Here is a 14,718-nt window from a genome sequence, read left to right on the forward strand (position 1 = left end):
CCTACACCACGAGCCTCGGCTGGTTGCGAACCGTGTCCGAGAGGCGGAGCAGGAGCGCGGCGATGATCCAGTTGGCGACGAGCGAGGATCCGCCCGCTGCAAGGAACGGCGTCGTGAGGCCCGTGAGCGGGATGACCCTCGTGATGCCGCCGATGACGATGAACACCTGCAAGGCGACCGTGAAGGCGAGGCCGACGCTGAGCAGCTTGCCGAAGTCATCCTGGCTCGCGAAGCCCACGCGGAAGCCGCGGGAGACGAAAAGCAGGTAGAGGCAGAGGATGGCGAAGATGCCGATCAGGCCGAGCTCCTCGCCGAGGCTCGCGATGATGTAGTCGCTTTCGGCAAGCGGCGTGACGGTGGGATGCCCCTGCCCGAGGCCCGTGCCGAGCAGCCCCCCGTGAGCCAGGCCGAAGAGCCCCTGCACGAGCTGATAACTGCCGCCGTCTGCGTTGTAGACGTGATCGCTGAACGGGTCGAGCCAGTTCTGGAACCGTCCCTGAACGTAGCTCAGGATGCGGCTGGCGATGACGGCGCCGCCGATGAACAGCACGAGGCCGATCACGACCCAGCCGACTCTGGCGGTGGCGACGTAGATCATCACGAGGAACAGCCCGAAGTAGAGCAGGCCGGTGCCCAGGTCGCGCTGGAAGACGATGACGGCCATCGAGATGAACCAAAGCACCAAGATGGGGCCGAGGTCTCGCAATCGCGGGAACCGGATGCCGAGCACCTTCGTCCCCACCATCGAGAGCGAATCGCGTGCCTGAACCAGGTACCCGGCGAAGAAGACTGCAAGCGCGATCTTCGCGATCTCGCCGGGCTGGAAGCTGAACGGGCCTATGCCGATCCACACCTTTGCGCCGTTCACCTGGCGCCCGATCACGGGCAGCATCGGCAGGATGAGCAGGACCAGAGCCCCGAAGCCGAAGACATAGGTGTAGCGCTGCAAGACACGGTGATTGCGAATGAGCACGATCACGGCGATGGCGCAGATGACCGCGATGGCGGTCCACACGATCTGGCGTACGGCCGCGGACTCCCAGCCGGTGTCGTGCCTGGCGATATCGATGCGGTAGATCTCGGCGATGCCGATGCCGTTCAGGAGGGTGGCGATCGGGAGTATGAAAGGGTCGGCATCCGTCGCGAGGTAGCGCATCACAACGTGCATGGCCACCACGAGCGCCGAGAGTCCCGCGCCGAGGTAGATGAGTGTGAAGTCGAGGTGGCCGAGCGCGCCGAGTTCGACGAGCACGACGGCGATGGAGTTGATCGCGCACGCGAAGACGAGCAGGCCGAGTTCGAGGTTGCGCAGCTTTTTGGGCAGATGGATGCGCCGCACCGGCGACGTGGTCGGGCCGGAGCGGGCGATGGGGCCTGTCAGGTCAGCCTGAGCTGTCATCGGAAAGCTGTCTCACGATGCGTTGGGCGTCGTCGAGTGATGACGCGTTGATGGTGTCTTCGACCTGTTGCTGCTCGTAGGCGCTCAAGCTGTCGACGTAGACGTCGGACTGCTTGTACACGTGCGAGAGCTGGACCGGTCCGAGATTCTGCTGAACGCCCTGGAAGATCGCGACCTTTCCCTGCGATTCGCCGATGAAGTACCGCGACTGCGTCCATTCGTAGCCGAGGATGACCGCGAGCACGATGGCGATGAGTAAGAGGATGCCGCTGAGCAGCCAGGTGAACTTGCGCCTGCGCACCCGGCGCTGATCCTCTTCGATGAGCTCGTCGAGGTAGTCGTCGGTCTGGGGCTCGAAGTGGGTGGGCCCGGTGGCGGGTCGCTGCGGATGCAATCGCAGTGCGGGCAGCCGCAGCGCTCGAGTGTGCGTAGCCGGCTCGCGCTGGAACAGCACGGGAGCGGATGCCGATCCAACGGTGACGGGGGAGCGCGTGTCGTCGGACTCTCCGTCGATGTCGACGATGACGACCGTGACGTTGTCGGGGGCGCCGGCGTCGAGGCTGGCGCGAACGAGACGCTCTGCAGCGGCCTTCGGAGACTCGATGTGCGCCAGCACGTTCTCGATCAGCTCCGGCTTGACGACGCCCGTGAGGCCGTCCGAGCAGATGAGCCATCGGTCGCCCGGCAGCGTCTCGGCGGTCCAGGTGTCGATCTCGGGCGAGGAGTCGACGTCGCCGAGCACTCGCATGAGCACCGACCTGCGCGGGTGGGTGAGCGCCTCCTCCTCGGTGATGCGGCCCGAGTCGACGAGCCGTTGCACGAAGGTGTGGTCGGTGGTGACCTGCTCGAGCCGCCCGTCGCGCAGCAGGTAGATGCGGGAATCGCCGATGTGGGCCAGGGCGATCCTGCCGTCGACTCTGATCAGGGCGCTGACCGTTGTACCCATCCCCGTGAGTTCCGGATGCTCGAAAACGGTCTCTGCGAGCAGCCCGTTGGCGGCGAGCAGCGCCGACTGCAGCGCGATCTGGGCGTCTTCGGCGGTCGGGTAGGCGTGGTCGATCTCTTTGATGCGGTTGGTGGCGATCGCGGACGCGACGTCGCCGCCAGCGTGGCCGCCCATGCCGTCGGCGACCAGGAACAGCGAGGATCCGGCGTATCCGGAGTCCTGGTTGTTCGAACGCACCTTGCCGACATGCGACACCGCAGCGGCCCTGATCGAGGTCACCATGGACTACCGCCGAAGCTCGAAGGTCGTCGTGCCGATCTTGATGGGTGCGTTGAGTGGGATCTGAGTGGGGACGGTGACGCGCTTGCCGTCGAGGTACGTGCCGTTGGTGGAGTCGAGGTCTTGGATCATCCACTCGTTGTTCCACAGCATGAGCCGCGCGTGGTGGGTCGATGTGTAGTCGTCGCGGATGACGAGGCCGGACTCGGAGGAGCGGCCGATGGTGATGGGTTCGGTGCCGAGCGCCACCTCGGTTCCCCTGCGCGGGCCAGACGTGATGACGAGTTTGTTGGCCGTGAGCACCGTTGCCATCGGGCGATTGGGAAAGCCGCCGCGGAACGAACCGGTGGGCTCGTCGCTCACCGAGCGGCCGGCATCCGTGACCGGCTGCTGCACGGGTCCTGTCATGGGGCGGGCCAGGCCCGCGAGCGGATGGTCGGAGGTGTCCAGATCGCCGAGGCCGATGCCTGTCGTGGGGGCCGTCGGCACGCCCGCGGAGGGCGTGTGCGGGGGGGCGGCGCCCGCCGCGGCAGGGGTGACGTGCGCGAACGGCCCGGCTTGGGCATCCGATTGCAGTTTGCGCACGCGCTGCCCGAAGAGGTCGCTGCGCAGGGCGTAGACGATGGCGAACACGAACAGCCACAGCAGCAGGAGGAACCCGATGCGCAGCACCAAGAGGGTGAGGGTGCTGACGGTCATCGCTGCCAGAATCCGTCGATGTCGTGCCTTCGGGTGACGTCGTCGGGCTCTGCCTGGCGCGGCTTGCGAGCGGATGTCTGCGGCAGCACCCTGAATACGATGCGCGTGCGTCCTATCGTGATGACCGACTCGGGCTCGAGCACCGCCTTCTTGAACGGCTGGCCATTCAACTGGGATCCGTTGGTGGAGCCGAGGTCGCGGGCCTGGGCGTGTGAGCCGTCCCACGCGATCTCGATGTGCTTGCGGGAGGTGCCCGTGTCATCCACGGTGATGTCGGCCTCTCGGCCCCGCCCCACGACCGTGCGGCCCTTCGTCAGCGGGTAGCGCTTGCCTGCGATGTCGAGCACCGGCACCCAGGCGACGTCGCCCTTCACGTTCTGCGACTCGACGTGGAGGATGCCGGTGGAGAGCGAGTCGTCGGGCTGCATCGTTATCGAGATGCCGCCGGCGAACTGGTAGTGCTGCTTGCGCGCGTGCTGCTGCACGAAGTCGGTCAGTTCGTCGGTGAGCGCGGGACCCATAGCGCGCATGCGCTTGTAGTCGTTCGGTGCGAGCAGCAGCGTGAAGTCGTTTGGGGCGAGGATGCGGTCGCGCGTGACGACCGCGGCCTTCGTGTCGAGTTCGCGGCGGAGCGCGCTGGTGAGCTCGACAGGCTGCAGCCCGGACCGGAAGGTCTTCGCGAATGCACCGTTGACGGCGCGTTCGAGACCCTTCTCGAAATTGTCCAGAATCCCCACAGGTCTCCCGATCTGCCTGACGACTATGTGCATGTTAGCCGCACACAGTGTGAAGGACCCCTGCGGGCACGGGGCGTGCGTCGGGCTCGTCGGATCTGCCGAGATGCGCGTTCTGGGCCCGGGCGGTGCAGAGCAGCGATGGATCTGTTGTGGGTGGCGGCCACAGGGTGGGCGGGATGTCGGCACGCGGTACCCACATCGGGCGCAGTTGCACGCGGGGTGAGGTCCGCCTGTGCAATGGCGACAGATCCGCGGGAAGGACCGGGTCTGGGCGAAATGGCATCGGCTGAGCGTGCATGCTAATCTCGCTGGGTTGGCACGCGAGTGTCGACGTGTCAGCGCGAGTGGCGGAATAGGCAGACGCGCACGGTTCAGGTCCGTGTGCCCGAAAGGGCGTGGGGGTTCAACTCCCCCCTCGCGCACAAATGAGGAAAGCCCCCGGAACCGGGGGCTTTCCTCATTTGTATGCTCGGGGCGGACGCGAAGCACCGCTTCGTTCGCGACCCCGGGCCATTCCTCGCTCGCGTGTGCTCGGGCTCGGCCTCGGAGATGCGACGAACGCTATTCCGTGTAGTACCCGGCCTCCAGGTCCTCGATCAGCGTCGGCCCGGTCGGTTCCCAGTCGAGCAACTCGCGGGTAAGCGCTGCGGACGCCGGCTGGTCGCCGCCGAGCAGCTCCCCGAACATGCCGAGCCGGTCGGGATCAACGGGTCCGGCGGGGAGAGACGTCTTAGCGGCGATGACTTCGGCGACCTGACGCATCCGAACCCCTTCCTCTCCGACGGCGTGCAGCACCGACCCTGCCGGAGCCTTTTCGAGTGCGAGGGCGAACAGCCGGCCGGCGTCGCTGATGTGAACGGCGGGCCAGCGATTCTGCCCGTCGCCGACGTAGGCCGCAGCGCCGAGCTGGCGGTCGAGCGTCACGAGCGCGCTGATGAGGCCGTTCCGGTCGCCTCTGCCGTGCACGGATCGAGGCATTCGTACGAGTCCGGAGCGGATCCCGCGCTCCGACAGCGCGAGAACAGCATCCGCTGTTCTGCGGCGCGGGCCGGCCGGGCCATGGGGGTCGAGAAAGTCGTGTTCGGTCGCCACCCGCCCAGGAAGGATCGGTGTGCCCGAGGCGGCGAAGACGGCCTTGCCGCTTCCGGCAAGCGCTTCGCCGAGCCTCTGGAAGAGGGCGACTTCGTTGTCGACAGCCGACTCGAATTCCGAGAAGTCGAGTGTGAAGGCGAGATGGGCGGTCGCGTCGGCCTTCGATGCCTCGGAGACGATCAGCTCGTGGTCCAGCACATCGCCCATTACCGTTGCGGCCCCGAGATCCCGCACCTTCTCGGCGGAGGCCTCGGAGCGGGCGAGGCCGACCACCTCGTGGTCCGCCGCGACAAGTTCCGGGATGAGAGCTCGTCCGATCCAGCCGGAGGCTCCAGTGACGAAGACGCGCATGTCGGTTCTCCTTTCGCGGCGGCGGGCGGTGGGCCCGGTTCCGCTGTGATGTGACTAAGTAACATCACTCTACATGCATGACGTTACTGAGTCACATCACTTAAGCTGGCCTCATGGGTCGCTGGGAGCCGGATGCCTCGGGCAGGCTGTTGAACGCCGCCATCACACTCTTCACCGAGCGTGGGTACGAGGCGACGACGACGGCGCAGATCGCGGAACGAGCCGGGGTGACGAAGACGACCCTGTTCCGTCTCTTCAAGGACAAGCCCGAGATCGTCTTCCAAGCACAGGACGCGCTTGTCGGCCTCGTGCGTACGGGTGTCGAGGAGGCACCTCCCGACTCTGGGGCTGTGGAGCTGATGATCGCAGGCATCCGCAATCTGTCACGGGCTCACACCGAGGAGAATCGGCATATCGGCCAGGCTCTCGGCCCGGTCCTGGAGAACAGCGAGGAATTGCGCGAACGTGCCGCGTTCAAGCGCGCGGCGATCACCGCAGCCCTGTACGAAGCGGTGGCGTCGAGGATCGGCGACACACGCGCCGCCGGGATGCTCGCGGATCTAGGAGTGCGCGCCTACTACGCCGGCTACGAGGAGTGGGTGAGGTCAGGCGACGCGCGGCCGCTCATCGAGTACGTGCTCGACGAGGTTGCGGCACACCGAGACTCGCTCCGCGCCCTGGCATAGGTCGAGAGTTCCCGCACCGAACCCATGGCACTCGAAGGGCTGTCCGTGTCGCACGCACGGGGTTCCGGATCGCGAATCGCGGTGTTACGTTCCCGCGCGACGGATCGACGCTAGGAATCGGGGTGCCATGAACACGTTCGCAGCGGATGCGCTGGCGGGTAAGAAGGCGGTCGCGCAATACTTTTCCGCCCGCCACGCCCGACGACCTGGACGAGACCGGCTCGGCGGTGGAGGAGTGCGGAAGGCGGTGGCTCGGCGAGATCGCGGATCAGCGTGATCTCGGGCGGCTGCGGGAGGTTCGGGACCGCGTGGTGCAGGAATTCGGAGGCATCGACATCCTCTTCGCGAACGCGGGAATCCAGGCGTTCGCCTCGCTGCTGGAGATGGAGGATGCCGACTGGCACGACATCATCGACGTGAACCTCACCGGAACAGCGAACGCGATCAGAGCGTTCGCGCCGGCGATGGTCGAGCGAGGTGGCGGCCGCATCATCCTGACCTCGTCCACCCAAGGACAGCACGGCACGCTCGATGGCGCCGCCTACTCCGCGTCGAAGTGGGGGATCATCGGCCTGATGAAGTCGGCGGCGCTCGAACTCGGGCCGCATGGCATCACCGTGAACGCACTCGTGCCTGGGCTGATCGACACCGCGCTCACCAGGCACGAGGACCGGTACGCGCAGGCCATCCGCGTCGGTGGCGGCACGCCTTCCGGCGACGAGCAGGCCGACGAGCAGAAGGCGGCCGAGGGGCTGGCCGCGAAGCTTCCGCTGCGGGTTCCTTGGCTCGAACCGGATGCCGTCGCGCCCGCGGTCGTGTTCCTCGCCTCGGCTGCCGGTGCGATGGTCTCGGGAACGAGCCTCGCCGTCACCGGCGGGGACAGCGCCAACGTGACCGCGTAGGCGGGTCGACCTACCCCGCAGGCGTGCCCAAGCCCTGATCCTGCAGCGCGCTCCGAAGGGCAGCCACCGCGGCTGCAACGGCATCCAGCTGCTCCGGGTCGAGGACGGGCGTGATGAGCGCAGCGAGCTGCTTGCGGAAGGTGCGCTCGGCATCCGCAACCAACCCCGCGCCGTCGTCGGTGAGGCGAATCAGAGACGACCGGCCATCGGCAGGATTCGGCGTGCGCATGAGCCAGCCGCGCGCTTCAAGGCGGTCGCATCCTTTGCTGATCGCACCGACACCTGCCGCGAAGTACATCGCGATCTCAGCCACCCGACAGTCCGAGTGGTCGCGCACGAAGCGCAGCATCTCGAACTGCGACGTCACGATGCCGTGCTCGGCCCGAAGCGCCTCGCCGACGGCGTTATAGAGACGCGTCTCGCTTCTCACAAGGTCGTCGAAGAATCGGTCGACCCGGGCGTTTGCAGATGTAGATGCCACGGCATACAGTCTATGAAGAACATGCCGAGGCATATAGATGTCATCACCGATCGGGAGGATCTCGTGAGCAGAGAACAACGACGGGCGCTGAGCGAGGCGCTTGGGAAGCCGGAGAAGGCATCCGGAACGCCTTCGGTGCAGGTCATGCGGGAGAACTTCGCCGAACTGATGGCGTCGTTCCCTGTGCCGACAGGGGTGAGTCAGTCGCCCACGGAGCTTGCCGGTCGGCCGGCGGTGCTCGTCGAACCTGAGACCGATGCCCGGCCGGGCACGATCCTCTACTTCCACGGCGGGTCGTTCTCGCTCGGATCTCCGAAGACGGCCATCGCCATCACGGCGCACCTCGTCACGCGCACGGGCATGCGTGCGTTCTCGTTCGACTACCGGCTTGCGCCGGAGCATCCGTTCCCCGCGGCCATCGAAGACTGCGTGGCCGCGTACGAAGAGCTGCTCTCACGGGGTGTGGATGCGGCATCCATCGTGTTCGCGGGCGACTCGGCAGGCGGCGGGTTGACCGTCACCACCTGCCTGGCCGCGCGTGATGCCGGAATGCCGATGCCGGGCGGAATCGTCGCGTTCTCGCCCGGCCTCGATCACACGCGCAGCGGTGCCTCGATGGTGACGAAGGACGGCATCGATCCCTTCTTCACGCCTGAGGACATGCGGCGAGCGGGAGAGCTGTATCTCGCCGGACAGGACCCCGAGCAGCCACTGCTCGCCCCCGCGGTTCACGCCGACCTGACCGGCCTTCCGCCGATCCTTCTGCAGGTCGGCACCAACGAGCTGCTGCTCGACGACTCGGTGCGCCTGGCTGACCGTGCGATTCAGGCCGGAGCCGACGTGATCCTCGACGTCACGGCAGACGTGCCGCACGTGTTCCAGACGTACGCAGGAACGCTCGACGAAGCGGATCAGGCGCTCGACCGGGCAGCGCTGTTCATGCGGCAGCACGTCGGTGCCGAGGTCATGGTCACGGCCGGGCGATGACGATGCCGGCGCTCGCCGGTTGCGGGGCATCCATGCCCACGAGAGCATCGATGGCACCCTCGAGGTCGGTGACCGACCCGATGAGCGCGGCAGGGTTGAGACGGCCCTCGACGATCAGCTCGAGCATGGCCGGGTAGTCCCGGGCGCTCATCCCGTGCGAACCGACGACACTGAGCTCCCAGGCGATCACGCGATCCCAGGGGAGCGGTGCCCGCGCGGCCGCCCCGAGCATCAGGCCGACCTGCACGTGAGTTCCGCGGCGGCGCAGGCTGCGCACGGCGGATGCCGCGGTGTCAGCGGACCCCATGGCGTCGATCGTGATGTGGGCGCCTCCGCTCGTCGCCTCGCGCACGGCCCGTTCGAGGTCGGCAGCGTCCGCTCCGGAACGGATGCCGTGGGTCGCGCCGAGGTCGCGCGCCCGCTCGAGTGCGGCATCCGAGATGTCCACGGCGGTCACCTGCGCACCGAGGGCCGTCGCGATGACCACTGCGGACAGACCGACGCCGCCGCATCCGAAGACCGCTACCTCGTCACCCGGGCCCACCCGCCCGTGCACGGTGAGTGCCCGGAACGCGGTCGCGAAGCGGCAGCCGAGGGCCGCGGCGGCATCGGTACCCACGGCATCCGGAAGCGCGACGAGGTTCGTGTCAGCGGCTGTCACGATCACATACTCGGCGAACGAACCGTCGCGCGTGAAACCCGGTTGGGTCTGGTCTGGGCACACTTGCGCGTCGCCCCGACGGCACCACTCGCAGTGACCGCAGCCGTTCACGAACGGCGCTGTGACACGGTCGCCTGGGGCGAACCGCGAGACCTCGGCGCCCACTGCGGCAACCGTGCCGGCGAACTCGTGTCCGGGGATGATCGGCAGCGGAACGGGGTCGTGACCGCGCCACGCATGCCAGTCGGAGCGACAGACCCCCGTCGCCTCGACTTTGATCAGCGCACCGTCGACCGGGGCCGCGGGAATCGGAACCTCGGAGATCCTGGGGTTCTCGCCCACCGCGGCGTACACGACCGCACGCATCGTCTCCGTCACCCGTCCATTCTCGCGGGTGTGATGCGCGTCTCGTGGTGGGGATGAATGCACCGTCGATAACCGGCCGAGGCCGCACGTTCTAGAGTCGACGCTGACGTGGCCCACGCTACGGGACGGGAGCGAGGGTGCGAGCGTTCGTCATCACGGGAGCCGGACGGGCCGAGGTCGCCGAGGTACCCGAACCCGTCCCTGCACCCGGTGAGGTGGTCGTCGATGTGCAGCGGGCCGGCATCTGCGGTACCGACGTTGAGTTCTATACCGGGCACATGGCCTACTTGCACGACGGAAACGCGTCGTATCCGATGCGGATCGGCCACGAATGGATGGGCGTCGTCACCGAGCTCGGGCGGAGCGTGGATGCCGCCTGGCTGGGACGCCGCGTCATCGGCGACACCATGCTCGGCTGCGGCCACTGCCGGTTGTGCCGCACCGGGCGACAGCACGTGTGCGTCGACCGGGAGGAAGTCGGCATCAGGCGAGGCCGGGCTGGGGCTCTTGCCGAGCGCATCGCGGTGCCGGCCACGTCGCTGCACGCGCTCCCCGACACCGTCGACGACGTGTCGGGCGCGCTCGTCGAACCCGCCGGCAACGCCCTCCGCGCGGCCCGGGCAGCTCTGGTGGCCGCGACAGCCGGGAACGTGGAGCGCGTACTCGTGGTCGGACCGGGCACGATCGGTCTGCTCGCGGCGATGTTCGTGCGTGCTGCCGGATGCCAGGTTCGTCTGGTCGGGGTCTCGCAGGCATCCGTCGACTTCGCCGCCTCGCTCGGCTTCGCGGCCTCGCTAGGCTGGGCTGGGCTGCCCGACGAGCCGTACGACTCGGTGATCGACGCGGCGACGGACGCCTCCACCGCGGCAAGGGCCGCCGAGCTCGTGCAGCCGGGCGGTCGCCTGGTCTTCATCGGAATCGCGGACGAGCCGAACCTGGTCGACACGCGCACGCTGCTGCTGAAGGATGTCGCGGCGACGGGCATCCTGAGCGCTTCCCCTGGACTGGAAGCCGCGATCGAGGGGTTCGCGTCGGGCGCGGTCGACGCGCGACCACTCGTAGCGGCGACGGTGGGCCTCGGCCTGGTGGAGTCCGTGCTGGCCGGCGAGCGACCCGCCGGGGCCGGACCGGGCCCGAAGGCGCACGTGGACCCGCGGCGCTGAACCGGCGCTCCTCACATTCTCACATCGAGGGCATCGGCGTCGGGACAGTCGTCGAGCCGTGCGTTCCCGACATGTGGTGCTGCTTCGCGTTCCGCTGGCGTCCGGCGGCGCCTTGGGCGGCCTTGCCGCCCTGGACTGCCTTGCCGCCCTGGGGCGTCGCATCCGCACCTTTCACGGGCCCGCACCTGGTTTGGGTGTCGATGCACGCTGCCGTGTCTGCCTGCATCCGCGCCTCGTTCCATCCGTTCATGAAGTCGGCGTGACCCGTCGTGGCGGGGCCCTGGTTGTTCGGGCCGATCGACAGCGTGATGCCGCTGCCGCTGTGCGTCGGATAGCTCACGTGGAACACGATCTGCGGAATCTGCACGGGATGAGATGACGGGCACGTGCCGCTCTTGTCTGCGTAGAGCACGTTCTGCTGGCCCTTGCCACCGAGGGTGTGGCCGTCCCAGCAGTTCGGAAACGTGACGATCAGGCGCAGGTCGCGGCCGTCGGCACAGTCGTGCGGGGCATCCGATCGTGCGGACGTCTTCTGGTCCTTGCCCTGGGTGCAGGTCCAGTCGATGATCTTGTCGTTCTGCGGCGCCGTCGCGGTCTCGTCACCCGCGATCATCGTGATGCCCTGCGGCATGGCCTGCACGTGCTTGGCGGATGCCGCGGGAGCGCGCCAGTAGATCAGCGCGGCCGACGGCGTGAGCGCTTTGCCGTTCTGGTAGAGCACGGGGAGCCAGTACGCCGAGGAGTCCGCCGTAGTTGTGCACGATGTGGCTTTGCCGACGAGATCGGACGTCGTGGTCGACGCCGTGGGCTCGGTGTAGCCGAAGAAGTTGTGCTGCATCGATGCGCCGTCCATGCCCGGCATCATGATGGGGTCGTCCGGCTCCGTCTTCGTGACCGCGCAGCGGTCCGTGAAGATCCCGGGGTTCTTGCCGCCGTGCGGGAAGCCCGAGGTGTTCACGGATGACGCCGACTGCGTCGTCACAGGCTGCGGAGCGGATGCCGCGCTGAAGGCTAGCGTGGTCGCCGACGAAGCTCCTGCGATGGCGAGCCCGCTCACCACGGCGACCGCGACGATCAGCGGGATGCGCCAATTCCGGTGCGGCGGCCGGGACGGAGGGGCAGCCTGCGGTGCCTGCGGCGTGTCGGTCGATGGAACGTCACCTGGTGTATTCGTCACGCTGCCAGGCAACACCGGCAATGTTCACCGCACCTTCCGCGAATGTCAGGATTCGGTAATGGCTTGCTGGATCGGTATACCGCTGCCTCCCGTTCCAGCCCGCTGCCTTGCGTTCCAGCCCGCTGATTGCGCCACTTTACGGTGAGAGCGCCACTCTTTCGGGCGCAATTGCCGCTAAGTGGCGCAAGCACTGGGATCGCGCGAAGTGACGAAGACTACGCGTGCGGTTACATGGCCCCCAGCCGCGGCGAGCGGTCAGCGCTCCTTCAGGTGCTCCGTGAGGTAGGCATCCAGCCCCTCGATCGGGATGCGCTCCTGACCCATGCTGTCGCGGTCGCGCACCGTTACGGCGTTGTCGTCGAGGGAGTCGAAGTCGACCGTGACGCAGTACGGTGTGCCGATCTCGTCCTGCCTGCGGTAGCGACGCCCGATGGCACCTGAGTCGTCGAACTCGACGTTGCGGTGCTTGCGCAGATCGGATGCCAGTTTGCGGGCGAGCGGAGACAGCCTCTCGTTGCGAGAGAGCGGCAGAACCGCCGCCTTCACGGGCGATAGGCGCGGGTCGAGCTTCAGCACGGTGCGGATGTCGGTGCCACCCTTCGCGTTGGGCGCCTCTTCCTGGTGATAGGCGTCGACGAGGAACGCCATGAGCGATCGCGTGAGGCCGAACGCCGGTTCGATCACGTAGGGAACGAAGCGTTCGTTACGACCCTGATCGAAGAAGGAGAGGTCTTTGCCGGAGTGCTCGGCGTGCGTCGACAGGTCGAAATCGGTGCGGTTGGCCACACCCATCAGCTCGCCCCAGTCGCCGCCCGTGAAGCCGAACCGGTACTCGATGTCGATCGTGCGCTTCGAGTAGTGCGACAACTTCTCTTTGGGATGCTCGTATCGGCGCAGATTCATCGGGTCGACGCCGAGGTCGATGTACCAGTTCCAGGCCGTGTCGATCCAGTAGTCGAACCACTTCTCGTCGTCGCCTGCCTCGACGAAGAACTCGAGTTCCATCTGCTCGAACTCGCGCGTGCGGAAGATGAAGTTTCCCGGCGTGATCTCATTGCGGAAGCTCTTGCCGATCTGGCCGACACCGAACGGCGGCTTCATGCGGGATGCCTGCACCACGTTGGCGAAGTTCACGAAGATGCCCTGCGCGGTCTCGGGGCGCAGATACTGCAGCCCGGATTCATCCTTCACCGGGCCCAGGTAGGTCTCCAGCATCATGTTGAAGTCCCGCGGCGGCGTCCACTGGCCGCGCGTGCCGCAGTTCGGGCACACGATGTCGCCCATTCCGTTCTCCGGCGCGCGGCCCTTCTTGGCCTCGTACGCCTCGATGAGGTGGTCCTCGCGGAACCGCTTGTGGCAGTGCAGGCATTCCACGAGCGGGTCGTTGAAGACGCCGACGTGACCGGATGCCACCCACACCTGCTTGGGCAGGATCACGCTCGAGTCCAGGCCGACCACGTCGTCGCGGCCGGTGACCATGGTCTGCCACCACTGCCGCTTGATGTTCTCCTTCAGCTCGACGCCGAGTGGACCGTAGTCCCACGCGGAACGCGACCCGCCGTAGATCTCGCCCGACTGGAAGACGAACCCGCGGTGGCGGGCCAGGGCGATGACGGCATCGAGCGCGTTCTGATCGGGCATGGGTGCGTCCCCTTTCGAGGATCGGGCGTTTGGGAGCACGTGAAGATCCATTTTAGAGGCGACTGAGAAAGGAGCCGACGGAGCCTGTCCTAGGGGCGGCCTGAGGCAGTTCATGACGCTGCACTGTCGCCGTGCAGGTGGCTGCCGACTGATTGACGGATGCTTGTTGCAGCGCTCGCACCATCTGCCGGGGCCGGTGCGGGAAGGACTCATGACAGAGACGACGAACGGCACCGGTGTTCCGCCGCGCCGCATAGTCATCGCGGGCGCCTCAGGAATGATCGGAGGAGCGCTGGCGAAGCGGTTGCAGGCATCAGGTGACCAGGTCGTGCGTCTGGTGCGGCGTCCGGCCAAGGGGCAGGGCGAGGTGCGCTGGGAGCCGGACGCGGGCATCCTCGATCCAGCTGTGCTGAGCGGGGCGGATGCCGTCGTCAGTCTCGCGGGAGCGCCGACGGCCCGCCTGCCATGGACCCCTGCATATAAGAAGGTGATCCTCGAGTCCCGGCTCGATGTGACGCGTACCATCGCCGACGCCATCCTCGCGGCTGATCGCCCGCCGGCGGTGCTCATCAGCGGATCGGCGGTGGGGTACTACGGCGACCGTGGCGACGAGGAGCTCACCGAACACTCGGCGCGCGGAACAGGTTTTCTCTCCGCGGTCGTGAAGGCGTGGGAGGAAGAGGCGTGGCGGGCGTCCGAGGTCACACGCGTCGCGTTCGTGCGCACGGGCCTCGTGGTGGGCCCAGCCGGCGCGATGCCGCCGCTGCGCGCCCTCGCTCTGGCCGCACTCGCCGGCCCGATCGGCGGGGGACGACAATGGTGGCCCTGGATCAGCCTGCACGACGAGGTGGCGGCCATCGACCACATCGCCCGTTCCGAACTACGCGGACCGGTTAACCTCGCGGGGCCGACGCCGGCGACCGAGGCCGAGTTCATGCGCACGTTCGCCAGGGACCTGCACCGGCCGTATTGGTTCCCCGCTCCGGCGTTCGCACTACGTCTCGCGCTGCAGGATGCCGCCCAAGAACTCGTGCTGAGCAGCCAGCGGATGCTTCCCACCGCGCTGCTGAACGACGGCTTCCGTTTTCGGCACGAGACCGTCGATGCGGCGCTCGCCGCCTACCTCGAAGGCCAGACGGCGTAACAAGCTG

Annotated in this window: 14 protein-coding genes and 1 tRNA gene; 6 read left to right on the forward strand and 9 right to left on the reverse strand. The window is 67.3% G+C overall.

Annotation, left to right across the window (positions count from 1 at the left end; genetic code table 11):
• Nucleotide 1: 1 nt before the first annotated feature.
• From ACO2Q7_RS10725 to ACO2Q7_RS10740, 4 genes are read right to left on the reverse strand one after another with little or no spacing between them, the layout of a single operon-like run.
• A complete protein-coding gene (locus ACO2Q7_RS10725) occupies nt 2–1,399 on the reverse strand; it encodes an FtsW/RodA/SpoVE family cell cycle protein (RefSeq protein ID WP_423355593.1) in 1,398 nt (465 codons plus the stop codon).
• Entirely contained in the window at nt 1,383–2,627 is a 1,245-nt protein-coding gene (locus ACO2Q7_RS10730; protein WP_423355594.1) for a protein phosphatase 2C domain-containing protein, read from the reverse strand. Before ACO2Q7_RS10730 ends, ACO2Q7_RS10725 begins: the two co-directional genes overlap by 17 nt.
• Before the next feature lie 3 nt (nt 2,628–2,630).
• Complete coding sequence (locus ACO2Q7_RS10735; RefSeq protein ID WP_423355595.1) at nt 2,631–3,323, reverse strand: FHA domain-containing protein FhaB/FipA; 693 nt, start codon at nt 3,321–3,323, stop codon at nt 2,631–2,633.
• Entirely contained in the window at nt 3,320–4,060 is a 741-nt protein-coding gene (locus tag ACO2Q7_RS10740) for an FhaA domain-containing protein (protein ID WP_423355596.1), read from the reverse strand. The genes ACO2Q7_RS10735 and ACO2Q7_RS10740 overlap by 4 nt, the downstream gene beginning before the upstream one ends.
• Nucleotides 4,061–4,398: 338 nt before the next feature.
• Here ACO2Q7_RS10740 and ACO2Q7_RS10745 point away from each other — a divergent pair.
• A tRNA-Leu gene (locus ACO2Q7_RS10745) sits at nt 4,399–4,482 on the forward strand.
• A gap of 139 nt (nt 4,483–4,621) precedes the next feature.
• Here the strand turns inward: ACO2Q7_RS10745 and ACO2Q7_RS10750 are convergent.
• A complete protein-coding gene (locus ACO2Q7_RS10750) occupies nt 4,622–5,503 on the reverse strand; it encodes an SDR family oxidoreductase (protein ID WP_423355597.1) in 882 nt (293 codons plus the stop codon).
• 113 nt (nt 5,504–5,616) lie between these two features.
• Between ACO2Q7_RS10750 and ACO2Q7_RS10755 the strand changes: the two genes are divergently transcribed.
• Nucleotides 5,617–6,189, forward strand: coding sequence for a TetR/AcrR family transcriptional regulator (locus ACO2Q7_RS10755; RefSeq protein ID WP_423355598.1), 573 nt, complete (start codon nt 5,617–5,619; stop codon nt 6,187–6,189).
• Between the two features lie 146 nt (nt 6,190–6,335).
• On the forward strand, nt 6,336–7,091 hold the full coding sequence (locus ACO2Q7_RS10760; RefSeq protein WP_423355599.1) for an SDR family NAD(P)-dependent oxidoreductase: 756 nt from the start codon (nt 6,336–6,338) through the stop codon (nt 7,089–7,091).
• 10 nt (nt 7,092–7,101) lie between these two features.
• Here ACO2Q7_RS10760 and ACO2Q7_RS10765 read toward each other — a convergent pair whose 3' ends face one another.
• Nucleotides 7,102–7,572, reverse strand: a complete 471-nt coding sequence (locus ACO2Q7_RS10765; RefSeq protein ID WP_423355600.1) for a MarR family winged helix-turn-helix transcriptional regulator — start codon at nt 7,570–7,572, stop codon at nt 7,102–7,104.
• A gap of 12 nt (nt 7,573–7,584) precedes the next feature.
• Between ACO2Q7_RS10765 and ACO2Q7_RS10770 the strand changes: the two genes are divergently transcribed.
• Nucleotides 7,585–8,559: an alpha/beta hydrolase gene (locus ACO2Q7_RS10770; protein WP_423355601.1), complete on the forward strand. Its 975-nt coding sequence runs from the start codon at nt 7,585–7,587 to the stop codon at nt 8,557–8,559.
• Here ACO2Q7_RS10770 and ACO2Q7_RS10775 read toward each other — a convergent pair.
• Nucleotides 8,543–9,586: a zinc-dependent alcohol dehydrogenase family protein gene (locus tag ACO2Q7_RS10775; protein WP_423356008.1), complete on the reverse strand. Its 1,044-nt coding sequence runs from the start codon at nt 9,584–9,586 to the stop codon at nt 8,543–8,545. The two genes, ACO2Q7_RS10770 and ACO2Q7_RS10775, sit on opposite strands and share 17 nt — an antisense overlap.
• Nucleotides 9,587–9,723: 137 nt before the next feature.
• On the opposite strand from ACO2Q7_RS10775, the gene ACO2Q7_RS10780 reads away from it, so the two are divergent.
• The gene (locus ACO2Q7_RS10780) at nt 9,724–10,749 is read left to right on the forward strand and encodes a zinc-dependent alcohol dehydrogenase (RefSeq protein ID WP_423355602.1); all 1,026 of its coding nucleotides are present in this window, start codon (nt 9,724–9,726) and stop codon (nt 10,747–10,749) included.
• Nucleotides 10,750–10,768: 19 nt separating this feature from the next.
• Here the strand turns inward: ACO2Q7_RS10780 and ACO2Q7_RS10785 are convergent, their stop codons facing one another.
• Together ACO2Q7_RS10785 and ACO2Q7_RS10790 are read right to left on the reverse strand one after the other, a co-directional pair.
• On the reverse strand, nt 10,769–11,926 hold the full coding sequence (locus ACO2Q7_RS10785; RefSeq protein ID WP_423355603.1) for a DUF1996 domain-containing protein: 1,158 nt from the start codon (nt 11,924–11,926) through the stop codon (nt 10,769–10,771).
• A 255-nt stretch (nt 11,927–12,181) separates the two neighbouring features.
• Nucleotides 12,182–13,567 carry a glycine--tRNA ligase gene (locus ACO2Q7_RS10790; RefSeq protein WP_423355604.1) on the reverse strand — a complete coding sequence of 462 codons (1,386 nt, stop codon included), beginning with the start codon at nt 13,565–13,567 and terminating at the stop codon, nt 12,182–12,184.
• A 211-nt stretch (nt 13,568–13,778) separates the two neighbouring features.
• Between ACO2Q7_RS10790 and ACO2Q7_RS10795 the strand changes: the two genes are divergently transcribed.
• The gene (locus ACO2Q7_RS10795) at nt 13,779–14,711 is read left to right on the forward strand and encodes a TIGR01777 family oxidoreductase (protein WP_423355605.1); all 933 of its coding nucleotides are present in this window, start codon (nt 13,779–13,781) and stop codon (nt 14,709–14,711) included.
• Nucleotides 14,712–14,718 lie beyond the last annotated feature (7 nt).

This window comes from Rathayibacter sp. KR2-224 (assembly GCF_049446075.1).
Taxonomy (GTDB): Bacteria; Actinomycetota; Actinomycetes; order Actinomycetales; family Microbacteriaceae; genus Humibacter.